Source organism: Pseudomonas serbiensis (assembly GCF_030580745.1).
Taxonomy (GTDB): Bacteria; Pseudomonadota; Gammaproteobacteria; order Pseudomonadales; family Pseudomonadaceae; genus Aquipseudomonas; species Aquipseudomonas serbiensis.
Genome location: NZ_JAUQOO010000010.1, coordinates 1 through 25,348 on the forward strand (window position 1 = coordinate 1; position 25,348 = coordinate 25,348).

Consider the following 25,348-nt stretch of genomic DNA (forward strand, 5'->3'; position numbering starts at 1 on the left):
CCGCAGCCCCGACGCTGGTGGAGCCGCTGCTCACCACAATCCCGTCCGCCTGCGCCCACAGCGGTTGCCAGAACATCGCATTGGCCAGGATCAGCGCAATACCGCGCTTGGGCATCCCCCAGAAACGCTCACGCAGTTGCACACGGGCCGACGGTTGACGGGCCAGGAAGGCGAGATGCTTGGCGTCCATGCGGAGGTTTCCTGCGGGGGGTCAGAACGGTTTGGAAAGACTTGGGAAAACAGCTCGAGGCGAAGCTGATCGGCAGATCAGACCCTGCTCACCGGAGGCGGGAGTGGGAACGGCCGGGGAAACCAGAGGAGTGGCAGCGAGAAGGACAGACAGAGCCGTCCTGGGGCGGGTGAATACACGGCTCGTCCTTGCAATATCATATTGATATCAAATTCGGCGCGATTCTAGATTGACATCATCCTGACGTCAATTTTTTGTAACGACCGTGTATCGGGATTGGTACGGGTGCCTGTGGCACCAGCTGCAAGCTGCAAGCTGCAAGCTGCAAGCTGCAAGCTGCAAGCTGCAAGCTGCAAGCTGCAAGCTGCAAGCTGCAAAAAGTATGGGGGTGTGATTCGGTTTGAAAGCGAAGAAATGACTGAATATGTATCTTTGGATGATCAATGGTGCAATTGAAAGTATGCCCTCGATAAGAGGGCATACTTTCATTCAGTTGTATTTACTATTCGCACTCTTTATCAGGCAACCCGGATAAAGCGCTGCTGTTTTTTCGCGGCTTGCCATTCATCTTTAAGGTTCTGTAACAGGCTCGCCATGAACTCCGTATCGGCGGCTGCCTTCTTGCCGACGTAGCCCTGGCCTCTGCGGAACATTTTCAGGCTGCTCAGCATTTCCGGGTGGTTTGCCTGGAATTCGCTCTCTGCCGTGCAGGGCGACATGGGGTCGATATGCACTTCGCCTGAGTTCGCAATCCAGAGAATATGGCTGTCCAGAGTATCTTTGCGTACTGCAAACAGACGAGCCAGCTCATCAATAGTTGGATGATTGTTGATATTCATGTTGATGCTCCTTCGCTCGTTAACCTGTTTAATACCAGTGATATATAAACTTGCCTGTCGGGTGACTCATGAACGAGACAATGCATCCTGTTCACGTCATACATCCCGACCCAGAGGAAATGCAGGTAGCCTTGACATAAAGCCACTACAACAGGGAGGCGTCACGGAAGGAGAGCGTAGCGAAAGCCAAAGACATGGCTGGCGACCGTTACAAGGTCTGCCACAAGTATCATGAGGACGTTTCGCCAGCCGCTCGTCCTGTCGGACGTGCCATGCCGGTTCAGCTTCATCAATCTGCCTTGTGGGCAGCCTGCATCCGGGGAACATCTCGACGGCTTGCCGAGCCTGTTCAGTACATCTTTTCCAGCGCTCCCGATCAGGGAGACAGCTGCATAATGCAAAAGGAAAAGGCAGGCGTCAACAAATATGTAGTGATTATTTTTTATCACTACATAATCTTTTGAAACCAGCGGAAGAAGCGTCAGCAGTGACTATCCGGTCACTGCTGACGTAGAGGGGCTGCCGGTTTTAGCGGGCAGTGAATGCGGTGTAGCTGTTGATCAGGTTGCGATAGTTGGGGATGCGCTGGGAAAGCAGGTTGGCCAGGCCTTCCATGTCGTTGCGCCAGTCGATCTGCAGTTCGCAGGCCACCGAGAACCAGTTGACCAGTTGCGCACCGGCAGCGGTCATGCGCGCCCATGCCGCTTGCTGGACCGTTTCATTGAAGGTACCGGAAGCATCGGTTACCACGAACACCTCGAAGCCTTCGGCCAGAGCGCACAGGGTCGGGAATGCCACGCAAACGTCAGTCACCACACCTGCGATGATCAGTTGCTTGCGACCGGTGGCCTTGACGGCCTTGACGAAATCTTCGTTGTCCCAGGCATTGATCTGCCCTGGACGCGGAATGTACGGGGCATCCGGGAACATTTCCTTGAGCTCCGGCACCAGCGGGCCATTGGGGCCTTGCTCGAAGCTGGTGGTCAGGATGGTCGGCAGGTTGAAGAACTTGGCCACATCGCCCAGGGCCAGCACATTGTTCTTGAATTCGTTGGGCGAAAAGTCCTGGACCAGAGAAATCAGGCCCGTCTGGTGATCGACCAACAGAACCGCTGCATCATCTTTGTTCAAGCGTTTGTACGGGGTGCTCATGGTTGACTCCTTGGTTTTTTATCGATATCCGGCGTTTGCATGCAAGGGTGAAACAATCAGAACGCAAAACACGAACAGCCAAACGCGCCCCAGAACCCCTGGAAGTCGCTGACCGGCACGCTGGAAAGCCTGGCGCGTTCATGGCTGTGGGAGTGCACGGCGCAAGGGCCGCTGCATTGGTGAACCTGGGCGAGTACCGGTGAAGAGGGTCGCCAGTGACCGGCGACCTTGGCCACAGGCGACCAGTCCGGCAGGACGGGCAGGCCCGGCGGTGCCAGCTTCTCGAAATCACCGGAACCGAATACGACCTTGCCATCGACCACGGTCAGCACCGACTCGATCCACTTGATGGACTCTTCCTCGACGCTGAAATAATCCGCCGACAAGGCAACAAGATCCGCCAACTGGCCGACCTTGATCTGGCCCTTCTTGCCCTGCTCGGACGAGAACCAGGCGCTGCCGTGGGTGAACAGCTCAAGGGCGGTTTCACGAGGCAGGCCTTCGGGATACAGTTCAAGCCCGCCGACGGTGCGACCGCTGACCATCCAGTACAGCGAAGTCCAGGGGTTGTAGCTGGACACCCGCGTGGCGTCAGTACCGGCACCCACCGGCACGCCTTCGGAGAGCATGCGTTTGATCGGCGGGGTCATTTCGGCGGCCTTGGCACCGTAACGGTCGACGAAGTATTCGCCCTGGAACGCCATGCGGTCCTGAATTGCAATACCGCCGCCCAGCGCCCGGACCCGCTCGATGTTCTTGGGAGTAATGGTTTCGCAGTGATCGAAGAACCACGGCAGGCCATTGAACGGAATATCGCGGTTGACCTTCTCGAAGACATCCAGCATCCGGGAAATGGATTCGTCATAGGTCGCATGCAGACGGAACGGCCAGCGATGCTCGACCAAGTGCCGAACCACGGGTTCAAGATCCTGCTCCATGCCAGGCGGCAGATCAGGACGCGGCTCAAGAAAGTCCTCGAAGTCGGCAGCCGAGAAGGTCAGCATCTCCCCTGCCCCGTTATGCCGCAGGAAGTCGTCGCCCTGATGCAGAGTGACCGTATTGGTCCAGTTCTTGAAATCGGCCAGCTCTTCCTTCGGCTTCTGGGTAAACAGGTTGTAGGAAATACGCACCGTCAGTTGTTTTTCACGTGCCAGTTGTTCGATCACCGCATAGTCGTCGGGATAGTTCTGGAAACCGCCGCCAGCATCGATGGCGCTGGTGACGCCCAGCCGGTTGAGCTCGCGCATGAACTGCCGGGTCGAGTTGACCTGATATTCCAGCGGCAGTTTCGGCCCTTTGGCCAGGGTCGAATACAGGATCATGGCATTGGGTTTGGCCACCAACATGCCGGTGGGATTGCCCTGTGAATCGCGAACGATCTCGCCACCGGGCGGGTTCGGGGTATCGCGGGTGTAGCCCGCCACACGCAACGCAGCGCGGTTGAGCAAGGCACGGTCGTAGAGGTGCAGGACGAACACCGGGGTATCGGGCGCTGCCTGATTGAGTTCTTCAAGGGTTGGCATGCGCTTTTCGGCAAACTGGAATTCATTCCAGCCACCCACTACACGCACCCATTGTGGCGTCGGCGTGCGGTCAGCCTGCTCCTTGAGCATGCGCAAGGCATCGGCCAGAGACGGCACACCCTCCCAGCGCAGTTCCAGGTTGTAATTGAGACCACCGCGAATCAGGTGCAGGTGCGAGTCATTGAGGCCGGGAATAACGGTGCGCTTTTGCAAGTCGATGACCTGAGTGGCGCTGCCGCGCAACGCCATGACTTCAGCCTCGGTGCCCACAGCGACGAAACGTCCGCCACTGATCGCCACGGCACTGGCCTTGGGCTTTTCACGATCGACTGTATGAAATTGACCGTTGAAGAGAATCAGTTCGACATTCATTGCAGCACCTTTGGCAAAAGTTTGAGAAGCACCGGCATAACCGGAGAATGGCAAGGCAGGCAGGATCGCCGCAGCGGCGCTCAGCAATGAGCCTTTGGCAATGAAACGCCTGCGCTGCAAATCGGTTTTGTCATCACTCATGGGGTCACTTTCCTTGTGAAGCCTTGGTGGAAGCTTTCAGCCAGGGAGCAAACAAGCGTGTGGCCGCAGGCATCAACAGATAAACCACCAGCAGAACGATGGTTACCGTCACCAGCGCGTTGCTGACGAGATAACCCGATAGCCATGGATTGAGTGCAAAGACCGGCTTCCATAGCAGAGGAATCAATAGACTCAGCGGCAAGATGACCAGAAAGGTCACGCACGCCTGCTTCCAGCGTGGTGGAGGCCCGACGTCATCACCCACCGGGGTGAACCAGAACTCGTTATGCGGGTTGACCTGCGTCTGGTCACCATCGGCAAGCATAGGCGCGGCCTCTTGCACCAGTTGCCGCCGCTCATCGGAGTCCAGCCAGCTCTGCATGGCTTCGGTGGAATGAAAACGCAGGACACAGGTAAACAACTGCAAGCCACCGGACTTGCTGCGGATCACATCCACGCCCAGGTGACCAGGATAGCCACCGGCAATCGTGACGATGCGCCGCAGCCAGGCTTCATAAGCCGCCTCTTGTCCGACCTTGATCCGGTGTTTGATGACCAGCGTGACAACTTCATTGAAGACCGAACTGCTCAAGACACGCGCTTGTGTGTCGAGACGAATGGGATCAGACATGGCCTGCAACTCCGTAAACACCGAATGAAAATCTTCAGGTCAGACGACATGCTTGACCGAATAGAGATAGTGCCGTTGATTACAGGCCAAAAATTGAACGTATGTGCTGTCTTGTATCTGGATTGATATCTTCGCTCTTCGCGAATGAATTCGCTCCTACGCGGGCGGCGTAGGAGCGAATTCATTCGCGAAGGCAGGCCTTAAATGATCGGCATGGCCATGTACTGGGCAATGCGCGAGCGCAGCCAGCGTTCGGCGGGATCATTGTCGTGAACGCCGCTCCAGACCATCGACAACTCGGCAGGCACGATGGGAAATGGCGGATCTTCGGCGCGCAATGTGCTGCCTTCCACCAGCGCACAGGCCGCGTAATCCGGCACAGTGGCAATCAACTCGGTGCCCGCCAGCAAGGCCCGCAAGCCATTGAACTGCGGCACCGCCAGCACCACCTTGCGGGCACGGCCGACTCTGGCCAGATCCAGATCGATATTGCCGCTCAGGTCACCGGAAAACGACACCATTGCATGCTGACGTTCGCAGTACTCGTCCAGGCTCAGGGCACCGGGACGGGCGTCGCCACGGATCACCTTACAGCCGATCTCGCGCAGCTTCTTGCGTTTGGCATTGGCGGGAAGGTCCACGGTGTAGCTGACGCCCACCGAGATTTCTCCGGAAGCCAGCAAGGCTGGAAGGAGCAGGTAATTGGCCCGACGAATGACCACGATAATGCCGGGCGCTTCCTCGCGCAGTTGCGTCAGCAGCGGCGGTAACAGGCCGAACTCGGCGTCGTCGGAAAGCCCGATACGGAAGATATCGCAACTGGTGGACGGGTCGAACTCCTTGGCACGGCTGACCGCGCCGGAAATGGTATCCAGCGCAGGCCGTATTTCCTTGAGGATATCCAGGGCCCTGGCAGTAGGTTCCATTCCCCGGCCATTGCGCAGCAGCAATTGATCGTCGAACAGATCACGCAGGCGGCCCAGCGCGGCACTCACCGCTGGCTGGCCGATAAACAGCTTTTCGGCGACGCGGGTGAGGTTTCGTTCAAACATCAATGCCTCGAAAATCACCAACAGGTTCAGGTCGACGCGGCGCAAGTCGTTGCGGTTCATGCAAGGGCTCCAGAGGCTGGATACAGTCTGGTTCAAGTAGGCATGACAGGCCTGCTCAAACCTTGTACGCCTGTGCCTTTAAATATTGAACCCCGAGTGCCCGTGCTGTTTCGACCGCTCTGCAACAGGTGTTCCAACGTTTTTTATTGACCTGCCGCAGGCCTGTGGTCGCCAAAGCGGACTATGGTATGGAATCTCCATTTGTTGCAAGCGAGCCAGATACCATGCCACCAGCCTCCTCCGGAACCCTGTCCATGCGCGCCGAGCGGCTGCATCCGGGCTTCGTCATTGCCTGGCTGTTCTGCGCCCTGTTCTACTTCATCCAGTATTCATTACGCTCCGCGCCTGGCGTGATGATGCCGGAGCTGACCCATGCGTTCGATCGGGACGTCGTGGCCATCGGCGCCCTGATCGGGCTTTATTACTACACCTACTCGATATTCTCGATTATCGCGGGGGCCGCACTGGATCGTCTGGGCGCCAAGTATGTGATTCCTCTCGGCATCCTGATGGTTGCTCTCGGGGCCGCGCTGTTCGGCCTGGGTGAATTGCAGGCCGCGCAGATCGGACGCCTGCTGCAAGGTGCCGGCTCGGCCTGTTCCTTTATCGGAGCGGTCTATCTGGCCACTCACGGTTTTCCATCGCGCTATCTGGCAACGGCTGTGGGCTTTACCCAATGCTTCGGCATGCTGGGCGGCTTTGCCGGGCAATTCGGAGTCGGGCCGTTGATCCATGGCACGATTCTCTGGGAGCAGTTCTGGTTCATCTCCGCAGCCTGCCTGTTTGTCGTTGCGATCATGGTGCTGATCGCAACGCCCAAAGGTCATGACCCAAGGCCGGTCAACAGCAGTGGCTCGGCAGGTTCGATACTCACGCCATACAGACAAGTGCTGAGCAATCCACAGTCCTACCTGTGCGGCTTCAGCGCGGGCCTGTTGTTTCTGCCAACCACCATCGGCGATATGATCTGGGGCGTCCCTTTCCTGCGAGAAGGCTTGTCCATCGACTATGCCGAGGCCGTGAATCGCAGCAGCATGGTGCCACTGGGCTGGGTGATTGGCTGCCCGTTGCTGGGCTATATCTCTGACCGTATCGGACGACGCAAACCTGTGATGATCGGCGGCGCCTTGCTGATCCTGGCGTCCTGCACTGCCATTCTGTATCTGCCCGCCGGCATCGCCCCGCCTTATCTGTTCGGCCTGCTGATGGGCATTGGCTCCGGAGCCGCGATGATTCCCTACACCGTCATCAAGGAGGTCAACCCGGACAACGTGAAAGGCAGCGCAACCGGTGCCATCAACTTTCTGGTGTTTACCTTCAGTGCCTTGCTGACACCGGTGTTCGGCCATCTGCTGAACCGGCTCGCTGCCGGTGGAAGCCTGAACCTTTCGGTCTTCCAGCAGGCAGGCGACTACCTGCTGGCGGGTATCGTGATTGCTATTGTGCTGGCCTTTTTGCTGAAGGAAACCGGCCCGCGAGGCAAGGGCAATAATCCACTGCAATAAACGCCATCACGCATGCGGAGCGCCATCAGCCTTGCTGGGCGCTGCGTATTGCGGCTTGAGCTTACCTGCGTCGTCCAGCAGCCAGGCATCGAGAACTTCCCGGACCACTGGCCCGGCCACCCGGCCTCCCGCCTCACCGTTCTCGATCATCACCGCGACAACGATTTTCGGATGTTCAGCCGGGGCAAAGCCGACGAACAAGGCGTTATCCCGGTTGCGCTCCAGAGTCTTGAGACGGTCGTAACGCTCGCCCTGCTTGATCGCAACCACCTGTGCGGTGCCGCTCTTGCCAGCGATGTGATACTGCACTCCCTTGGCAGCATCCCGAGCGATGCCACGCGGATCATGCATAACCATTTGCATGCCTTGATTGACCTGAATCCATTCATTTGGATCTTTAAGCACAATATTGGGCATCGGATGCTCATCTACAGGTGCCGTGTCGCCGACTTCAACCGCCAGATGCGGACGATGCCACACGCCTTTGCTGGCAATCAGTGAAGTCGCCTGGGCCAGTTGCAGCGGCGTGACCTGCATGTAACCCTGGCCGATGCCGAGAATCACCGTCTCACCGGGGAACCACGCCTGACGGCGCGTGGCGCGCTTCCATTCGCGCGAAGGCATCAGGCCAGCGGACTCCTCGAACATGTCCAGCGAGACTTTCTGACCCAGGCCAAACATGGCCATGTAGTCATGCAGGCGGTCGATACCCAGCTTATGTGCCAAGGTATAGAAATAGGTGTCGTTGGAACGCATGATCGCAGTGTCCATGTCTACCCAGCCATCGCCGCTGTGGTTCCAGTTGCGGTACTTGTGATCAAAATCCGGCAACTGGAAATAACCGGGGTCGAACACCTTTGTAGAAGCACTGACCACACCCGTATCAAGCCCCGCAATGGCCACCTCCGGCTTGACCGTCGAGCCGGGCGCATACAGCCCGCGCAGCACCCGATTGAACAGCGGCCGGTCGATGGAATCCCGCAATGCGGCGTACTGCTTGAAGCTGATGCCGGTCACGAACAGATTGGGATCGAAACTGGGTTTGCTGACCATCGCCAGCACTTCACCGGTAGCCGGGTCCAGCGCCACAACCGAGCCACGACGATCACCCAGAGCATTCTCGGCCGCTTCCTGCAAATGCACATCCAGGCTCAGGGTGATGTTCTTGCCCGGGGTCGGGTCGGTATGTTTAAGCACACGCAACACACGACCCTGAGCGTTGGTCTCGACTTCCTCATAACCCACATGCCCATGCAACTCTGACTCGTAGAAACGCTCGATGCCGGTCTTGCCTATCGACTGAGTGCCACGGTAATCGGTGTCCAGCTGTTTGGACTCTTTCTCGTTGATACGCCCGACATAACCGATGGAATGAGCAAAATGCGCGCCCAGCGGATAATGACGAATGAACTGTGGCGCAACATCCACGCCCGGCAGACGGAACTGATTGACTGCCAGCAAGGCGATCTGCTCTTCGGTCAACTCGTAGAGCAAGGTCGCAGGTTCAAACGGATGGCGTACCTGTTTGAGTTCCTTCTCGAAAAGGATGCGGTCCTCGTCGGGCAACGACAGGATGCTCATCAACTCGTCGATTACCTTATGCCAGTCGTTGGCACGCTCACGGGTCAAGGTCAGGTTGAAACTGGGACGGTTATCGGCGAGCACCACACCATTGCGGTCATAGATCAAACCGCGCTCAGGCGGGATCGGCAGCACATGTACGCGGTTGTTTTCGGAAATGGTCGAGTGATAGTCGAACTCGATGACTTGCAGGAAATACATGCGAGCGACAAGACAAACGCTCAGTACCGTGACCAGCAGCGCGCAGGCGACGACACGCAGATTGACCAGGCGACTCTCTTTTTCATGATCCTTCAGAGGAATGGGATTGGGCATTTCTACAGCTTCTCGGTAATGACGAACGACGCGGACGATATATGTAAGTAAATATTTCGGCGCGCACGATACCAAGAAGTGAAGGGTTGCAGGGGATTGTCTGCCGAGAGGAAGAGAGACAACCCGCGAAAGAAGCTACTCCAGCAGCGGCTCTGCCACGGCTTCACGAGCATGCATGATGCGTGGCATGTTGCCTTCTATCCAACGGGCCAGCGTCTCGACCTGCAAGGCTATCTCTTCGCCCATGGGAGTGAGGCTGTATTCGACATGAGGTGGCACCACCGGCAGCGATTTGCGATCGACAAAGCCGTCGTATTCCAGATTTTGCAGGGTCTGTGCCAGCATTTTTTCGCTTACACCGCCGATCTTGCGGCGAATCTCGCTGAAGCGATGCGTGCCGTCACGCAATACCACCAGCACCAGAACCCCCCAACGGCTGCATACATGGCTGAGCACACTGCGCGAAGGGCATTCGGCAGCCATCAGTTCACCCTGACGCCCGCAAGCGTTCAATGACCCGGAGTTTGAACCAGAATTGCCAAGGAGGTGGCTCATATACTTACCTTTTTGTTAGTACTTACGAAAGGTTAGCTTAATGTCTATGCTGATCTTTCACTTCTAATTCAATGAGCTTAAAGGACCCACTCATGATCGTCGTCACAGGTGCTACCGGCCAGCTTGGCCGTCTCGTCATTGAACAACTGCTCAAGCGCGTCCCTTCCTCACAGATCATCGCAGCCGTACGCAGCCCGGAAAAAGCTGCCGACCTCGCCGCACTGGGCATTCAGATCCGCCAAGCGGACTACTCGCAACCCTCTACGCTCGATGGCGCCCTGACAGGTGCGCAAAAGGTGTTGCTGATTTCCTCCAGTGAAATAGGTCAGCGCCTGCCACAGCATAAAGCCGTGATCGACGCTGCCAAACGCGCTGGTATCAAACTGCTAGCCTACACCAGCGTTCTCCACGCCGATACATCGGTATTGGGTCTGGCTCAGGAGCACGTCGAAACCGAAGCTGCCTTGCGCGACAGCGGTGTGCCAACCGTCATTCTGCGCAATGGCTGGTACCACGAAAACTACACCGCGGGCATTCCAGCAGCTCTGGGCCTTGGCTCGGTCTACGGCTGTGCCGGCGATGGCCGCATCAGTTCGGCAGCCCGCAACGATTACGCAGAAGCCGCCGCTGTGGTACTGACCTCAAACGAGAGTCAGGCAGGTCGAGTCTACGAACTGGCTGGCGATGAGTCCTACACCTTGGCCGACTTTGCCGCCCAGGTGTCTCAGCAGAGCGGAAAAACCCTGCCTTACGTGAACCTTCCACAAGCCGATTATCAAGGCGCACTGGAGCAAGCCGGCTTGCCACAAGCGATCGCGCATCTGCTGGCCGACTCGGACACCGGCGCATCCAAAGGCGCACTCCACGATGACAGCCACCAGCTAAGCGCACTCATCGGCCGAGCCACCACGCCGGTATCGGTGAGCATTGCTGCTGCCCTGGCTGGATAATCAAGGGCGTCATATCCAATCGAATGTTTTACGGTGACCAGGGTCCCAGTCCATGTAACCGGCATAAAGCCATGAATCAATAGACTGGGAGTCTCTGACATGAACAGCAAATCGTTGATCGCCTGCCTGACCCTGCTGGGCTGCTTCTCTGTCGTCACCCTGCCTGCTCAGGCGGAACAGAAGGTCGAAGAGTCCGCAGACAACATGCACGAACTGGAACTGGGCTCACGGGCACCGCAGCAATTCCAGCGTACTGAAGCTGCCATCACGGACTGGAAAAGCAAAGGCCTCCCCGAGCCCGCCAAAGAGAGCCAGTGGGTGCGCATCCATGACAAGTATGTCCGCGTGCAAATTACCAACGGGCAGATCGTCGATATCGTTCCGGCGTCAAAATAGCCCACCGAATGATTGCAATGCAGGAGTTCCCGGTGCATAAAACCACCATTCAATGGACCGGGAACCTGACATGAAAAGCAAATCCTTGATCGCCTGCCTGGCGCTGCTGGGCTGTGCATCAATCGCCACCCTGCCCGCTCAGGCGGCACAAACCGTAGAAGCGGCTGGCAGTACCTACCGGGAAATCGACGTCGGCTCATTCTTGCCAGAGAGATTCCTGAGCACCAAGGCAGCCATGACCGACTGGAAAACCAAAGGCCTCACTGCGCCGGGTGTCAGCAGCCAGTGGGTACGCATCCAGGACAAATACGCCCGCGTACAGGTCAGCAACGGAAAAGTCGTCGAGGTTGTTCAAGCGCCAAACTGAGAGCGTTGAAACAGGCCTTCAGATTTGAGGGCCTTTGACCGGGAAAGACACGAAAGGCTTGATTTCCTTGAGCACGAACATGCTCTGCATTTCCTTGATGCCGGGCAAGCGCCGAATGGTAGTCATGGCAAAATCAGCGAACGAATCCAGATCCCGAGCTACAACCTGCAACAGAAAATCCGCATCGCCACCAATGCTATAGCACGCCACCACATCTTCCAGTTGCATGACCTCCTGCTCGAACTTCTTCGCTTCGGCCTCGCTATGGCTGTCGATGCTGACACGTATGAACACCATGACTCCCAGCCCGATCTTGCGTCGGTCCAACACCGCCTTGTAACTCAATATATAGCGATGCTCCTCCAGTTGCCTTACCCGACGCCAACAAGGCGAAGCGGACATGCCGATATGGTCTGCAAGAGTCTGGTTGGTGATCCTGCCATCCTGCTGCAGAGCGGTAAGAATTCTGGCGTCTGCCAGACTCAGCACCTGTTCGGTCATAAATTCCACACCACAAGATAAAAAAGGTAGTTTTTACCCTTTTAAGTGCCACAAGCAATAAAAACAGACAATTTCACCCTGAGTAAGAGGTGTAGCATTTTTCAACCTCAGAACGACACGACTTCCGAGGTCTGGATACCAGGCACTATTCCTCAGGAGAGCAACATGCTGGACATGACCCAGATAGTTACCTATTCAGCCGCATTGGGCATTGCCGCTGCCGTTCCCGGCCCCGGTATGACAGTGCTGGTAGCGCGTAGCGTCAGTGGCGGCACGGTTTCGGGCTTTTGCGTGCTGTCTGGCTTGATCCTGGGGGATCTGGCCTACCTGTCTTTTGCGGTCTTTGGGCTGGCAATCATTGCCGAACACTTCAACGCGCTGTTTCAAGTCGTACGCTGGGGCGCAGCGTTGTATCTCTGCTATCTGGCGTGGCAGTTCTGGTTCGCCGATCACCAGCCCATAGAACCGGGAAAGACAGCCCAGAAGAAGGAGTTGTTTTCAGCAGCCGCTTGCGGACTGACCATTACCCTGAGCAACCCGAAAACCATCGCGTTCTACCTGGCACTTCTGCCGCTGGCGATCAATCTGGAAGCCGTCTCTCTACAGACCTGGGCGCTGGTGCTGGTACCGCTAACTGTCCTGGTGTTACTGGCTGTAGGGGCACTGTTCATTCTCGCCGCTGTACGTATTCGTCACCTGCTGTCGGGCCAGAAGGCTCAACAAAAACTGTTCCGGGGGGCAGCAACAATCATGGTAATAGCAGCAGCGTCGATGCTGATTCGCTGAAGCACCTGGCACTTTCATACTCATGCCATACAGCCATCAACGACAAGCCTCGGCATATCGCTTGGGTGTCACACCAAAATTGTCCCTGAAACGATTGGTGAAGTGACTCTGATCGAAAAAGCCGACATTGATTGCGGTCTGTGCCGGCGTCACGCCCTGTACCAGAAGGTCTTTCGCTGCACGCAGGCGTGTCTGGGTGATGTAGGCATGCACTGTCATGCCGGTCTTTTTCCGGAAGGAGCGCATGAAGTGGTATTCACTGAGCCCGACCGCTTGAGCTACCTGGGAAATCGTCAGGCGCTCGCCGAAACAGGACTGGATCAGATCCTGTGCGCGACGCACATCGGCGGGAGATTGCTCGCGCACGACCGTGCCGTTCACCGACTGGCCATAGCGCCTGATCAGTAGTGCCAGCATGTCGAGGAATGCAGCCTGACGCTCCAGCGGGTCGGGCGATGTCTCGATGATGCTGTGCGCCTTCGTCAACTGCCTCGCCAGGCCCAGGTTTTCCCTGAGAGCATCGCGGCCGAAATCGAGTTCGATCACAGGAGAGCCAAACACATCTTCTGCGACCTGCCCCATGATGTCAGCACGTGGGTAGAACGCACGGTAGGCCCACAACCCTGCTTCCTCTGCCGCTTCGCCTGTATGCACCTCACCCGGATGGATGATCATCACTGTTCCAGGCACAGCAACGCCCTTGTGCCGGGCGATGCAGTGGCGCTGTGCGCCGCGCTCGAATGCAGCAATCACGAACTCATCATGGGAGTGCGCCGAGTAGCGGTGAGAACAGCAGACTGCCCGAAGCAATTCCATGCCGCCCCCCACGTCGCTGTCGCGCCACAGCACGATTTCCTCGGACACAGGGAGAGGTTTTCCAGAATCGTGCGATGGAGTCAGTGGTGTACACATGCGCAGGATTATCCAATACGAGAGTTATTCGCCTGAGTAGCTTACCTAAAACTCATCGGGTAAGCGGAGGACAAGGCGATTGAATATCATGGAACCAGATAAGCGCCTTACATTATTCCACAACGAAAACTCCAGCTACAGGCAGCAACTCTCCAGACTGGCGTCCATTGCCCTGCAGTTGTCCGAACTTGAACTGTCCGATACGGACAGCCACGCGATTACTTCGTCCGTTATCGAAAGGGCAAACCAGGACCTGATCGCGCAATGTACACGAGACCCGGCTTCACGGTTCAAACCGCTGGAGTGCCATCTGTCCATGCACTCGGCATTTTTCGCGGTCCTGTGTTATCGCGTCGCTCACTCTCTCATCTCAGCAGTGAATGCCCCCATGGCCCATGTGGTCGCGGCCATGAAACTCGGCTTTGTGGCGCGCAGCATGACCGGCATAGACATCCACCCCGAGGCCCGGTTGGGCGAGAGATTCGTGATTGACCATGGTTATGGCACGGTCATCGGTCAGACCGTGGAGATCGGCGACGATGCCTATCTGCTCAACGGCATCATCCTCGGCGGAAGAAGCATTGGCGATGCACCGGACGGCAAGCGCCATCCGACCATAGGCCATCGGGTCCAGATCGCGGCCAACGCCAAGATACTTGGCCCGGTCCACATCGGTGACGATGTGATCATTGGCTCGGACGTAACCATTACCGAAGACGTACCAGCCCAACAACATGTCTATATCCGGCGTGAGCGCCTGAATATAAAGAGCCGGACCGAAGCCGTGCTCGGTGTCGGCAGAGCCTGACGCATGCTCCACAGACAGAAAGACAGGAGCACAGCGCACCCTGTTGCCCTTCGCAAGACAGCCCTGAAGAAATCCGGACACCGGGAATACTGAATGAACTCCAAAATGAAAGGTAATGAAACAAGAACGGCCTTCGAGCAGTTCGAATATGATGGCTGGGAGAAAGTGGCCGACGCCTATCATCAGGCATGGGGCCATACAACAAGCCCGTTCGCGGCGCCTCTTCTGGATATGGCCTGCCTGTTTCCGGGAGCCAGGGCGCTGGATGTAGCAACCGGGCCGGGTTATGCAGCCTCCATTGCGGCAAGCATCGGCGCATCCGTTGTGGGTGTGGACTTTTCAGAAGCCATGCTTGAACACGCTCGCCAGTTGCACCCCGACATTCATTTCGAGTTTGGCGATGTGCATGCCCTGCCCTTTGAACAAGGCTACTTCGACAGTGTCTTTTCAAACTTCGGCGTCCAGCATTTTTCCAACCCGGCACGGGCTTTCTCGGAAGTCGCGCGCGTCCTGCGCAAGAACGGCACCTGGGCTTTCACGCTTTGGGCACCCGATCATTTCAACAAGGCGGGAGAAGTACTGAACCGGGCTCTGGACCTGCATGCCAGCGGCGTATCTCCAGTTCCCGCCGGGCCGGCCTATCACGAACTCGACGATTTCGATTCGCTGGTAAAGCTGCTTGAAAATGCCGGTTTCGAAGCGGCATCCGTTTCTCGCGAACTGACGCAATACACCTGGCTGATGAAAAGTCCTGCCGAGTTGTTCCAGTCGGAACTCATTGGTTCGGTACGCTCCGGTGCGCGTCTGCGAGAGCAACCGGAAGCGGTATTGCATGAAATCAACCGGACCATGACGTATACCATCCGCGAAAACTGGTCGACACCCGAGGGCTTCGCACTGCCCATGGCTGCCTATGTCATATCAGCCCTGAAAAGCTAGAGGCCCGCCCATGTCCATGTCAGAGACTCTCGCATTCAAACGCTCGGCTTTTCTTGAAGGCGCCATTGCTTGTGGCCCGACGATTCTGGGCTACTGGAGCATAGGTTTCGCGGCCGGTGCCATAGGCGCCATTTCAGGGTTTTCACTGGTTGATGTAGCCCTGCTCTCGATGCTGCTTTACGCAGGGTCCGCGCAGTTTCTTTTCTATTCACTGTGGATCAGTGGTGCCGGGCCGATTGCAATCGTACTGGCGGTTCTGTTGGTGAATATCCGCTATCTACTGATGAGTTCGTACCTGGCCCGTTACTTTGCAACGCTGACCGGTTCGCAGAAGTTCATCAGTGGCATGTTGTTGACGGATGAGACATTCGGCATAGCGGCTCAACAGGCTTCCAGACACGGCAGGATTGCTTACTGGTGGATGCTCGGGCTGAACAGTGTCGCCTACGTGAACTGGATCATTGCAAATCTTGTGGGCGCCATTTTTGCCAAATCGATTCCAGCCGACATCTCGCACAGGCTGGTTTTCAGCCTGACCGCAATGTTTATCGGCCTGGTCGTGCTCAATTACTTCGGCAGCAAACAGAAGCGCCTCGAAATCGTCGCCATCGTGGCCTCGACAGCCGTGGTACTTGCATCACTGGGAACCTTCGATGTCAACGTTTCACTGCTCGTGGCAACGGCCGTCGCGGCGACATTGTGTACGGTCCTGATGCGTCTTTACCCGATGCAAGGAGGCCAGTGATGGGCTCGTCGATTCTACTGACGGTCATTGCCTGCGCGATCATCACCGTCGCCGTCCGGGCGCTCCCGATCGTTTTTCTCGCCGGCGTGAACCTCCCGCGATTCGTACTGGACTGGCTCGGTTTTGTGCCCTCCGCAATCATGGTTGCAATCATCACCCTGGAGCTTGCCAACCACTCCACCCAGGACGGCGGGCTCATGGCCCCGCTTGCCTCAGCGCTGGCGGCAACGGTTATTGCCGTTGTAACCAGAAGCCTCTTTGCCACAGTGCTCGGGGGTGTGGGTTTCTACCTCATGTGGTTCGCCATCAACTAGCCATGGATCGACAGGCTCAACCTCAGGAAGTGAATAGCATGACCACGGTCGACGAAGTGCTGCGCAACACCGAAAAGCTGTATTACAAAGACCAGTACCTGATGTCCGCGAACGCAAAAGTGATTCGCGTTCATCCAGAAGCAATCGAGCTGGACAGTACGGTGGCGTATCCGGAAGGCGGCGGTCAGGAGGCTGACCAGGGCACGATAGACCTGCCCATCGGTACTGTGCGGTTCGCATGGACCAAAAAGCTCTATGGCACGCCCATCCAGCTGGAAGGTTTCAAGGGTGGCAAGTTGGGCGGCATCATCCTGCACATGATCCACCCTGACGATTTCTTCATGCTGGAACATATCCGGGCGGGAATGGAAGCCAGGGTCACGATAGATATCCAGCGTCGTGAACGACTGACCCTGTCGCACAGCGCCAGCCACTTTCTGTATGCCGCCGCGACAGGTCTGCGTGAGGAGCTGAAACAGTGGACCATCGGCTGCCACATCAAAGAAGAATCCGCCCGTTTCGACTTTCTGGTCGAAGAGGCATTCAGTACCGATGAGGTCATTGAAATAGAACGTCGGGCAAATGAGTTGATTGTTCTGGATGAAGTCATCGAGCATCACGCGGTCCAGGGGCTGGAGGACGCCCGCATGTGGCGCTATCAAGGCATAGAAATCCCCTGTGGCGGCACGCACCTGCACACGCCGGATCGCATAGGACGCCTGAATGTGCGCCGAAAGCGCCTCGGCAAAGGCAAGGAAAGACTGGTGTGTGAGTTCCCCCAGGCACAGATCGACCTCTCCCGTTATCACCAACGCACCTCATGACAACCTCATGAGCCCGGAAAACGAATGCGCAACTTACCCGGCTGACCACAGCAGTAATGTTTCGCAACGCGAAGGACCTTTTGTCCTGCCTGTTCGAGTGAAATCAAGAGCAACTGCTGTGGCTTTCAATAGTTAGAGATAACTGCCGGTTTACTGAGCGGACAACCGATTCAGAAGTACCCCATGGAGGAAGCCAGACGTGAGCAAACTCATTAAAAGCGGTGAACGTTTCTTCACCAAAATGGAAATGAACAACCCTGGTGGCAGCCATAAATACCGGGCTGCCAGCGTCATCATCGATGCCGCCTTGCGCAGCGGTGAAATCATTCCTGGCGTGACCACTGTCATTGAGAAGACTGGCGGCAACTTCGGTTTCGGCCTGGTCGCGGCCTGCCACAAGCACGGTATTCCGATAGAGCTGGCAATCGGTCTGGGCTTCAGCCAGACCAAAAGGAACCTGCTGGAATGCTTCGGCGCCAAACTGATCGGCAAGGAGATGCTCAGAGACGGCCTGTCCCCCAAGGAAGTTGTCAACTTTCATCTGCAGAATCAGCAAGCCATGGGCAAGTCTTACTACTACACAGACCAGTTCAATAATCTGGTGGGCGTCGAAGCACACCGCTACCAGACTGCGCCCGAACTGGCCCGCCAGCTGGAAGAAGCCAAGTCAGGCAAGAAGCTGCTGTTCATTGGCTGCGCAGGTACCGGCGCCAGCTTTACCGGCATCACTCTCGGCCTGAAAGACCATGGGTTTGACGTCTCGACAATCATGGTCGACCCACAGGGTTGCGACTCCAGGGAAGGCGTATTCTCGGACCACCGGCTCGAAGGCATGGCCGTAGGGGTTTGCCCGCCGTTTCTGGACTGGTCGCTGGTCAACAGACGCTTCAATGTGGACCATGCCGAGATGCTGGCCGCCCAGCGCTGGTTCTTCATGCAGAATGGCGCATTCGTCGGTAATACCGCTGCCGCCTGCATTGCCGTGGCACGGCAAATGATGAACCAAAAGGATTATGCCGACTCGACGATTGTCACGATCGCTTACGACGCCGGCCTCTGGTATCAGGACCTGGAGAACTCGCTGGTGAGTAAAGTCGCTTAGGCGCTTGCGAAGGCAAACCTCCAGACCCGGCCCGATCAGCCACAGGAATTATCGGGCCGGGTCGATTTCACGGCTCGACAGCCACCGCGCCACCGCTTTTCAGCAGCCAGACCCATTGCTTTTTCCCGCGCTTGGCCTCCAAATGCGTGTCATCAACGTTACATCTTCACCGACCACCCATTTGCCGAGTTTCGTTCCATGTCCAGACCCCTTGCGATCATTCTTGCCTGCCTGTTCTCAACTGCCGCACAAGCCGCCTGCCCTGCCGGTACACCGGTTGACACGGCACGCTGGATCTACACCAACCACCATGATTTCTATGTCAGTGGCAAAGGTGGGCCCGAGTATCTGTCCAAGAACTTGCTGGGTTTGCTGAAGAAGGACTGGAGTTGCCAGCAGCCTGGCGACCAGTGCGCCATCAGTGCGGATCCATGGACCGGTACTCAGGATAATGAGGTGATCAAGGCTGTTGAATGGAAGCAGGTATCCAGCTCCGACAAACAGGCAGTGGTCGAGATGGTTTCTCCGCTGGGCGCAAGCACCCAGAGCACTATCCTGCTGCTGATCAAGAATCCGGGCAGCCAATGCTGGGTGCTGGACAATATCCAGAGTCCGGACGATGTGTCTCTGGTTCAAACCCTGCAAGACTTCCCCTACGAGGGTGACTGAGCAACGCCTGAGACTTGAAATAACGACCCGCTATCGGTATCACAGACATCTGCCCCCAAAGAGCGACAACCATGAATACCTTTGAGCAATCGATTATTGAAGCAGCGCAGGACGCCACGCCCAATAACACCGATGCCGAACGCGCCGAAGCAAAGGCACAAGCGATTGAAGCAGTGGCCCGAATCATGTCCACCACCAGCGGCCTTGAACGTACCCGTGCGCTGGCTGAATTGCTGGATTCTTATTCGGAATCCGACGAGCAGTGATTTTTCGACGAAATACTCTAAAGCATAATGCCATCACTGCCGACACAGCAGGTGTATGTTGATCCGCAGACAAACACAATCACACCCATGATGCGCAATTGCCGGAGTAAAGGCTGGTGCAAATAGAACCACTGAAAGACATTCAGGAGTATTTGCAGCAGACAGCGGATGATCTGGAACGTGTGTCAATGAACCTGGCAGGCCACGTCATGTACCTGCAACATACCTTTCGCCCGACCGAAATGCAGGAAGTCAGCGACAAGATCGAAGGCTTGCAGGCTTCGGTCCAGGACCTGCGCGGCGTTGTCAGGCTGATCGATCAGACGCCTCCTGCTCTCTGACCTGTGACAGGGGCCGGGCAACCTCCTCCAGCGACTTGCGCTCGGCTGCCGCGCCCCAGATGGCCTGCACCAAAGCGGCGATCATCATCAGCCCAGCCCCGATCAGATAGCCGATGAGCACATTGTCGCGATCCTGGGTTTCTATCAGTTGGCCGAACAGCGTCGGGCCGATGATGCCTCCCAGGCCAGTGCCAAAGGCATAGAACACGGCAATGGCCAAGGCACGAATCTCCAGCGGGAAAGTTTCCGACACGGTCAGGTAAGCAGAACTGGCAGCAGCCGAGGCAAAAAAGAAGATCACCATCCAGGCAATGGCCTGCTGCCTGACATCCAGCAGCCCTTGAGCAAACAGATAACCACTGATGGTCAGCAGCACACCGGCAATCGCGTAAGTGGAGCTGATCATGATGCGCCGCCCGATGACATCGAACAGTCTCCCCAGCAGCAGCGGCCCGCAGAAATTACCCAGCGCCAAAGGCAGCACATACCAGCCGACCTGTGCTGATGGGACACCATAGAACTCGGTGAGCACCAGGGCGTAGGTAAAGAAAATCGCGTTGTAGAAAAAGGCCTGGGCCGTCAACAGGGTCAGCCCGACCAGTGAGCGCTGACGGAAAGTCACCAGCAGGGTTCGGGCTATTTCCCCCAGCGGCGTGTGATCTCGTGCCTGCAAACGCAACGGTCGACCTTGTGGCTCGGGCAGTACATGCCCCTGACGACGCATATCGGCTTCGATCTGCTCCACGATACGCCTGGCTTCTTCAGGTCGATCATGGATCAGCAGCCAGCGCGGGCTTTCCGGCAGCCAGAGACGCATCAGCAGGATAAACAGGCCGAGAATGGCGCCAATGCCGAAACACAGCCGCCAACCCAATTCGCTTCCCAGCCACTGCGGGTCCAGCAGCAGGATCGAACCACCGGCGCCAAGGGCTGCGCCCAGCCAGAACGTCCCATTGATACTCAGGTCCACCCAGCCACGGTAGCGGGCGGGCGTGAACTCCTGAATGGTCGAATTGATTGCGGTGTATTCACCGCCAATGCCCATGCCGGTCAAAAAGCGAAACAGCAGGAAGCTCCACAGGTTGAATGAAAACGCTGTGGCGGCTGTGGCTCCCACATACAGCAGCAAGGTGATGAAAAACAGCTTGCGACGCCCGAGGCGGTCGGTCAGCCAACCGAAGAACAGCGCACCCAGCACCGCACCGGCGATGTACACCGCACCGGCCAGGCCGATATCACTGTTGGAGAGCTTGAGAACCGGACTGTCTTTCAGAGCGCCCGCCACAGAGCCGGCCAGGGTCACCTCCAGGCCGTCAAGCAGCCAGGTGATCCCCAGGGCTATTACCAGCAAGGTATGAAACCGGCCCCACGGCAACCGATCCAGCCGCGCAGGCAGATCCGTCTCGAAGACACGCCCCTGCCGGGATTGCGGAATGGTGGTCATGGCCGACTTCACTCAAGGAAATTCATGCATCAGGATAAGCGCATCAGGCAGGATCAAAACCCGCCCGATGCAGCAATAACGACAACTAAGCGGGCTATCAGGTTTTTACCCACTCAACATTGGTGATGCCAAAATGTTCAGCATGTGGCTTCGTTACACGGGGTACTTTCTCCAGTCGGTATTTGGGAATACGAGCCAGACCGGCGTCTACACTTGCGTGGTGCCATGCCTCGGCGTTATCCATATTATCGGCACGAATATAAAAACTTTTGAACGTCCCGTTTAATAAGTAATCAATGCGGTAGTGCTTGGGCAGTGCCATTATTAGGCTATACCTCTTGTGTTGTGTCCATGGACTATAGAGGACACAACACCGCGCAAAAAAATTCAGTCTTTTTTAATAACAGGCGACCAATGAGCAAATAGCGCCTGCAATCAAGGCTGCCTTCAGCGAACTCCCAAACGCTTTGCCAGACGACTCAAGTTGGCCCGATCCACCGATAATTCCCGCGCCACATCGACCCATTTCCCTTGATGCCGCTCCAGGGCTTCGACGATCAATGCACGTTGATAGGCGTCCACCGACTCCTTGAGCCCCTGTCCCGGCCTGATCGCCAGGTTCGCACCCGATATGGCAACTGCCGGTGTAGCTTGCGGCTGGTCATCGAGCCCCAGTGCATGAGCTTCGATTGTCAGAATGCGTGGCCTTTCCGGGTGTGCGGACAAGGCCTTGAGCACTGCACGACTGATCAGATGCTCCAGCTCACGAACATTGCCGGGCCAAGCATGAGCCAGCAGAAGTTTCTGGGCCTCGGCATTGAGCCGCAGGCTGCGCAAGCCCATACGCATGCGGTTCTCTTCCAGAAAGTAACCCGCCAGCAACAGCACATCACGCCCTCGCTCGCGCAAGGGCGGCACATTCAGCGGATAAACGCTCAGCCGATGGTAGAGATCGGCGCGAAAACGGCCTGAACGGACTTCTTCGGCCAGATCCCGGTTGGTGGCTGCGATGATGCGCACATCCACATGATGTTCCTGATCCGAGCCGACCCGCTGCAACTGGCCGCTCTGCAACACGCGCAGCAGCTTTGACTGCACCGGCAGCGGCAACTCGCCGACCTCATCCAGAAACAGCGTGCCGCCATCCGCCAGCTCGAACTTGCCGCTACGACCATTGACCGCACCAGAGAACGCACCTTTGACGTGCCCGAACAGCTCGCTCTCCACCAGCGTTTCAGGCAAGGCCGCGCAATTGAGGCTGATCAACGGCTTGTGCGCCCTGGGGGAATGCAGATGGATCGACTCGGAAACCAGCTCCTTGCCAACCCCGGTTTCGCCGGTGACCAGAACAGTCAGGGGGCTGTTGCCCACCAACTGGATTTCCTGCTGCATGCGCTTGTGTACGGCACTCTGGCCGATCAGCTCACGCGGAGCACGACCACCCGCCACACGTTTGTAGACCTCGGCCAGCTGCCGCTGCTCTTCATAGTTACGGCCTAACTGGCTGATCCGGTCACTGGCCATGACCGTCGCCGCCGCCAGGCTGGCAAAAGCCTGGAGGTTCTCCAGATCGACACTGCCAAAACTGGATGGGTCCAGGGAATCAAGGGTGATAAGCCCCCAAGGCTTGTCCTGAAAATACAGCGCGCATCCCAGGCAGTCATGCACCTCAAGCTGGCCGTGACCTTCCACCAGACCGTCATAGGGGTCGGGCAGATCGCAATCCATGGAGAAACGTACAGGCCCTTCGCTTTCCAGCAGAATCCTGAGCCGGGGATGTTCCTGCACCCGGAATCGACGCCCAAGCGTGTCAGGGCTCAGGCCATCGACAGCCAGCGGGATCAGCACATCGTCTTCAAGCCTGAGCAAGGCCACCGCATCACAAGGCAACCATTGCCGCAGGGCATGCAGTAAACGCCGATAGCGCTCCTCTTGCGGCAGCTCGCGGGTAAGGTCGGCCACCAGAGGGACCAGCGCCGACAGCAAGAGATTGGGCATTGCGACTCCTGAACGCTCGAGAAAAACGAGTCATTATGACTTCGTTCAGCGTCAATGCGACATTTATATTCTTCAAAAGGACAGGTTATATAGCTGCAATTAGAGGCCACTGATTCCGATAACTGTTAAACCAATGAAACACATAAACAGTGTTTCACGGCACCGTAACCGCTCCTGACTTTTCTGACGCCAGCACGATGACGATATAACCCCTGCCCTTTAACTTTATTGAAGTGGCAATTGTCCACTTTCGTTCCATAGTGCCCCCGACACTGGCCGGAGCGCTATCAACGCCCGCACATCAGGGTCGGTTTCAGATCGCTTCTCCCTTAGTTGCGGGCCTTAATGGCAATTCATTAAATCCGGAGTTGCTTCATTATTCCTGCGGCATTGCGCCCCTGGAAAAAATGCCCCAATGAAACGAATGCAGACGTCTCCCCAGAGAGCTCTACATGAATCAAGACAAAGACCCACGCGCTTCATCGTTACTCCCTCTCATTCCCCTTTTGATGTTGTGTGGCGCTATCGTCGCAAGCTTTATCGCCTCCAGCGGCCCGGTCCAGTGGCGGGATAACGGCATGTTTCTGGTCGATGCCAGCCAGGGTCAGTACTTCAGCCAGTCTCTCGGGCCGGTGGATCATCCGTTCTATCAATTCGTCACGACATTGTTCTTCCAGTTGTTCGGCCCGCAAGCGCTAAGCCTGCTCAACTCGATGCTCTTGCTGCCACTGGCATGGCTCATCTACCAATTGGCCGGGAGTGCAGGCGCCACGCCACGACAGGCCGTGCTCGCCGCCGTGGTGACAGTACTGTCCCATGCGGTGTTCTGGGTCTCGACCAAGGCCGATGTCTATCTGTTGCACACGCTGTTCGTCTTGTTGGCCTATTGGATGCAACTCCGTGCAGAGCCGCATCTGGGCGAACTGAAAAAGCTGCTTGTCATCGGCCTGCTGACCGGGCTTGGTGCCGCCACTCACCAACTGACGTTTGTGGTGCTGCTGCCGCTGTATATCCAGTTGTTGTACCAGCACAAGCTACTGATTCTGATGACCCTGCCCGGCTTCATCGCGGGTATCGCAGTCGCATTGCCAGCCATCGCTCACGACCTGCAGAGCGCGATGAGCCTGCCGGAGATTGGCCGCCGCTACCTCACGGGTTCGTCCGCCATCCTGACCGACGTCAACCGGGAAGGCAGCCTGCTGCGCTTCGACATCATGTGGTACGAGAAAAAGTCGGTGGGCCTGCTGTTGCTCTCTTTGCTGGGGCCGCAACTGGTGGGGTTGCTCATCTTTCCTCGCGCCCCTCGGCTGCGCCTGCTGTGGAGCGCAGCATTTCTGAACATGGTGTTTGCGGCTTCGTATAACGTGACTGATCGCTTTGTCTTCTTCCTGCCGGGCGTGGCGCTATTGAGCATCCTCGGGGTGATCCAGCTTCAGGCGATAGTGGCACGCACCCGCATGGGCAATGCCTTGCTGAGCCTTTCGGCGCTGACCTCACCCATCGCGATCCTGTCTGTCTATTCGCTCTACAACAGCGGCCTGATCCGCTTGCCGACGCACATCGAAGCGCTGCCGTTTCGCGACGACATTCATTACTTCATGGCACCTTATCTGCCGGACCGGTCCGCCGAACGCTTCGTGCAGGCTTATGAAGCGTCGGTGCCCGAAGGCGCGCTGATCATTGCCGACCCTGAGCCCATGGGTGCCATGCGCTCGGCACAGACTCTCGGGCTGCTACGCGGCCGAAAACTGGCGATGTGCAGTGAGCCCGCGCAAATCCAGACCTACCTCGACAGTGCCGGGGCGTACCTGGCACGCCTGAGCTACTGCACCCTGATCGCCGGGCAATACAGACTGGAAAGCTGGACGCCGGGGTATGCACTGCATATGAAATGAGATCGCGCCGCCAGAAACAGACCTCACCAAAAAACGCTTGCACATAAAGTATTACGGTATACCATCAGACAGAACAAGCTTTCCCACACTGCTTGATCTACATCACCCCAAAGCATTGCGGTATACCAAAAAAATATCGGCTCCGCCCTCTTGGGGCGCCACGATTGAACCGAGG

Annotated in this window: 29 protein-coding genes; 16 read left to right on the top strand and 13 right to left on the bottom strand. The window is 57.0% G+C overall.

The genetic code is table 11. The features are described from left to right. Both Q6A51_RS14210 and Q6A51_RS14215 read right to left on the bottom strand, forming a co-directional pair. Positions 1–190, bottom strand: a 190-nt coding sequence (locus Q6A51_RS14210; protein ID WP_304575055.1) for a hypothetical protein, incomplete at its 3' end; no start/stop codon positions are given. Positions 191–708: 518 nt separating this feature from the next. Further along, positions 709–1,029, bottom strand: a complete 321-nt coding sequence (locus Q6A51_RS14215) for a hypothetical protein (protein ID WP_304575056.1) — start codon at positions 1,027–1,029, stop codon at positions 709–711. A 194-nt stretch (positions 1,030–1,223) separates the two neighbouring features. Between Q6A51_RS14215 and Q6A51_RS14220 the strand changes: the two genes are divergently transcribed. Continuing rightward, a complete protein-coding gene (locus Q6A51_RS14220; RefSeq protein WP_201019222.1) occupies positions 1,224–1,493 on the top strand; it encodes a hypothetical protein in 270 nt (89 codons plus the stop codon). A gap of 64 nt (positions 1,494–1,557) precedes the next feature. Here Q6A51_RS14220 and ycaC read toward each other — a convergent pair whose 3' ends face one another. From ycaC to Q6A51_RS14240, 4 genes are all read right to left on the bottom strand, one after another. Then, positions 1,558–2,181 carry an isochorismate family cysteine hydrolase YcaC gene (gene ycaC, locus Q6A51_RS14225; protein ID WP_025259968.1) on the bottom strand — a complete coding sequence of 208 codons (624 nt, stop codon included), beginning with the start codon at positions 2,179–2,181 and terminating at the stop codon, positions 1,558–1,560. A gap of 56 nt (positions 2,182–2,237) precedes the next feature. Beyond that, entirely contained in the window at positions 2,238–4,076 is a 1,839-nt protein-coding gene (locus Q6A51_RS14230) for an amidohydrolase (protein ID WP_201005435.1), read from the bottom strand. Between the two features lie 145 nt (positions 4,077–4,221). Continuing rightward, positions 4,222–4,848, bottom strand: coding sequence for an antibiotic biosynthesis monooxygenase (locus Q6A51_RS14235; RefSeq protein ID WP_304575057.1), 627 nt, complete (start codon positions 4,846–4,848; stop codon positions 4,222–4,224). A gap of 200 nt (positions 4,849–5,048) precedes the next feature. After that, a complete protein-coding gene (locus Q6A51_RS14240) occupies positions 5,049–5,960 on the bottom strand; it encodes a LysR substrate-binding domain-containing protein (RefSeq protein WP_201005214.1) in 912 nt (303 codons plus the stop codon). 224 nt (positions 5,961–6,184) lie between these two features. Between Q6A51_RS14240 and Q6A51_RS14245 the strand changes: the two genes are divergently transcribed. Continuing rightward, entirely contained in the window at positions 6,185–7,465 is a 1,281-nt protein-coding gene (locus tag Q6A51_RS14245; RefSeq protein WP_304575058.1) for an MFS transporter, read from the top strand. Between the two features lie 6 nt (positions 7,466–7,471). On the opposite strand, the gene mrdA is transcribed toward Q6A51_RS14245, so the two are convergent. Then, complete coding sequence (gene mrdA / locus Q6A51_RS14250) at positions 7,472–9,361, bottom strand: penicillin-binding protein 2 (RefSeq protein ID WP_201019219.1); 1,890 nt, start codon at positions 9,359–9,361, stop codon at positions 7,472–7,474. A 135-nt stretch (positions 9,362–9,496) separates the two neighbouring features. Further along, positions 9,497–9,916 (bottom strand): winged helix-turn-helix transcriptional regulator, encoded by a 420-nt coding sequence (locus Q6A51_RS14255; protein WP_201019218.1) that lies wholly within the window; start codon positions 9,914–9,916, stop codon positions 9,497–9,499. Between the two features lie 92 nt (positions 9,917–10,008). Between Q6A51_RS14255 and Q6A51_RS14260 the strand changes: the two genes are divergently transcribed. The 3 genes from Q6A51_RS14260 (at position 10,009) to Q6A51_RS14270 (ending at position 11,629) form a co-directional block, all read left to right on the top strand. Next, positions 10,009–10,866 carry an SDR family oxidoreductase gene (locus tag Q6A51_RS14260; RefSeq protein WP_304575059.1) on the top strand — a complete coding sequence of 286 codons (858 nt, stop codon included), beginning with the start codon at positions 10,009–10,011 and terminating at the stop codon, positions 10,864–10,866. 99 nt (positions 10,867–10,965) lie between these two features. Then, positions 10,966–11,262 (top strand): RcnB family protein, encoded by a 297-nt coding sequence (locus tag Q6A51_RS14265; RefSeq protein ID WP_304575060.1) that lies wholly within the window; start codon positions 10,966–10,968, stop codon positions 11,260–11,262. A gap of 70 nt (positions 11,263–11,332) precedes the next feature. Beyond that, positions 11,333–11,629 (top strand): RcnB family protein, encoded by a 297-nt coding sequence (locus Q6A51_RS14270; protein WP_201019215.1) that lies wholly within the window; start codon positions 11,333–11,335, stop codon positions 11,627–11,629. A gap of 18 nt (positions 11,630–11,647) precedes the next feature. On the opposite strand, the gene Q6A51_RS14275 is transcribed toward Q6A51_RS14270, so the two are convergent. Next, positions 11,648–12,130 carry an Lrp/AsnC family transcriptional regulator gene (locus tag Q6A51_RS14275; RefSeq protein ID WP_201019214.1) on the bottom strand — a complete coding sequence of 161 codons (483 nt, stop codon included), beginning with the start codon at positions 12,128–12,130 and terminating at the stop codon, positions 11,648–11,650. 165 nt (positions 12,131–12,295) lie between these two features. Between Q6A51_RS14275 and Q6A51_RS14280 the strand changes: the two genes are divergently transcribed. Continuing rightward, positions 12,296–12,916, top strand: coding sequence for a LysE family translocator (locus tag Q6A51_RS14280; protein WP_304575061.1), 621 nt, complete (start codon positions 12,296–12,298; stop codon positions 12,914–12,916). A 36-nt stretch (positions 12,917–12,952) separates the two neighbouring features. On the opposite strand, the gene Q6A51_RS14285 is transcribed toward Q6A51_RS14280, so the two are convergent. Next, positions 12,953–13,780 carry a helix-turn-helix transcriptional regulator gene (locus Q6A51_RS14285; RefSeq protein ID WP_304575062.1) on the bottom strand — a complete coding sequence of 276 codons (828 nt, stop codon included), beginning with the start codon at positions 13,778–13,780 and terminating at the stop codon, positions 12,953–12,955. 136 nt (positions 13,781–13,916) lie between these two features. On the opposite strand from Q6A51_RS14285, the gene Q6A51_RS14290 reads away from it, so the two are divergent. The 9 genes from Q6A51_RS14290 (at position 13,917) to Q6A51_RS14330 (ending at position 19,836) form a co-directional block, all read left to right on the top strand. Continuing rightward, positions 13,917–14,636, top strand: coding sequence for a serine O-acetyltransferase (locus Q6A51_RS14290; RefSeq protein ID WP_201019211.1), 720 nt, complete (start codon positions 13,917–13,919; stop codon positions 14,634–14,636). A gap of 93 nt (positions 14,637–14,729) precedes the next feature. Beyond that, positions 14,730–15,575 (top strand): class I SAM-dependent methyltransferase, encoded by an 846-nt coding sequence (locus tag Q6A51_RS14295; RefSeq protein WP_304575063.1) that lies wholly within the window; start codon positions 14,730–14,732, stop codon positions 15,573–15,575. Positions 15,576–15,585: 10 nt separating this feature from the next. Further along, on the top strand, positions 15,586–16,320 hold the full coding sequence (locus Q6A51_RS14300; RefSeq protein WP_201005233.1) for an AzlC family ABC transporter permease: 735 nt from the start codon (positions 15,586–15,588) through the stop codon (positions 16,318–16,320). Next, the gene (locus tag Q6A51_RS14305) at positions 16,320–16,634 is read left to right on the top strand and encodes an AzlD domain-containing protein (protein WP_304575064.1); all 315 of its coding nucleotides are present in this window, start codon (positions 16,320–16,322) and stop codon (positions 16,632–16,634) included. The genes Q6A51_RS14300 and Q6A51_RS14305 overlap by 1 nt, the downstream gene beginning before the upstream one ends. A gap of 38 nt (positions 16,635–16,672) precedes the next feature. Further along, entirely contained in the window at positions 16,673–17,458 is a 786-nt protein-coding gene (locus Q6A51_RS14310) for an alanyl-tRNA editing protein (protein ID WP_201019207.1), read from the top strand. A gap of 199 nt (positions 17,459–17,657) precedes the next feature. After that, positions 17,658–18,560, top strand: a complete 903-nt coding sequence (locus Q6A51_RS14315) for a pyridoxal-phosphate dependent enzyme (RefSeq protein WP_304575065.1) — start codon at positions 17,658–17,660, stop codon at positions 18,558–18,560. A gap of 198 nt (positions 18,561–18,758) precedes the next feature. Beyond that, positions 18,759–19,229 (top strand): YqhG/Tai3 family protein, encoded by a 471-nt coding sequence (locus Q6A51_RS14320; protein ID WP_201019205.1) that lies wholly within the window; start codon positions 18,759–18,761, stop codon positions 19,227–19,229. Between the two features lie 71 nt (positions 19,230–19,300). Beyond that, positions 19,301–19,495: a hypothetical protein gene (locus Q6A51_RS14325; protein ID WP_201005243.1), complete on the top strand. Its 195-nt coding sequence runs from the start codon at positions 19,301–19,303 to the stop codon at positions 19,493–19,495. A 116-nt stretch (positions 19,496–19,611) separates the two neighbouring features. Further along, a complete protein-coding gene (locus Q6A51_RS14330) occupies positions 19,612–19,836 on the top strand; it encodes a hypothetical protein (RefSeq protein ID WP_201019204.1) in 225 nt (74 codons plus the stop codon). Here Q6A51_RS14330 and Q6A51_RS14335 read toward each other — a convergent pair. The 3 genes from Q6A51_RS14335 to norR all read right to left on the bottom strand — a co-directional run bounded on the left by Q6A51_RS14335 (position 19,802) and on the right by norR (position 23,278). Then, positions 19,802–21,280, bottom strand: coding sequence for an MFS transporter (locus tag Q6A51_RS14335; RefSeq protein ID WP_201019203.1), 1,479 nt, complete (start codon positions 21,278–21,280; stop codon positions 19,802–19,804). The two genes, Q6A51_RS14330 and Q6A51_RS14335, sit on opposite strands and share 35 nt — an antisense overlap. A 97-nt stretch (positions 21,281–21,377) precedes the next feature. Next, on the bottom strand, positions 21,378–21,602 hold the full coding sequence (locus Q6A51_RS14340; RefSeq protein WP_038399834.1) for a DUF6555 family protein: 225 nt from the start codon (positions 21,600–21,602) through the stop codon (positions 21,378–21,380). Between the two features lie 125 nt (positions 21,603–21,727). Further along, the gene (norR, locus tag Q6A51_RS14345) at positions 21,728–23,278 is read right to left on the bottom strand and encodes a nitric oxide reductase transcriptional regulator NorR (RefSeq protein ID WP_201019202.1); all 1,551 of its coding nucleotides are present in this window, start codon (positions 23,276–23,278) and stop codon (positions 21,728–21,730) included. A 452-nt stretch (positions 23,279–23,730) separates the two neighbouring features. Between norR and Q6A51_RS14350 the strand changes: the two genes are divergently transcribed. Continuing rightward, positions 23,731–25,173: a protein O-mannosyl-transferase family gene (locus tag Q6A51_RS14350; RefSeq protein WP_304575066.1), complete on the top strand. Its 1,443-nt coding sequence runs from the start codon at positions 23,731–23,733 to the stop codon at positions 25,171–25,173. Positions 25,174–25,348 lie beyond the last annotated feature (175 nt).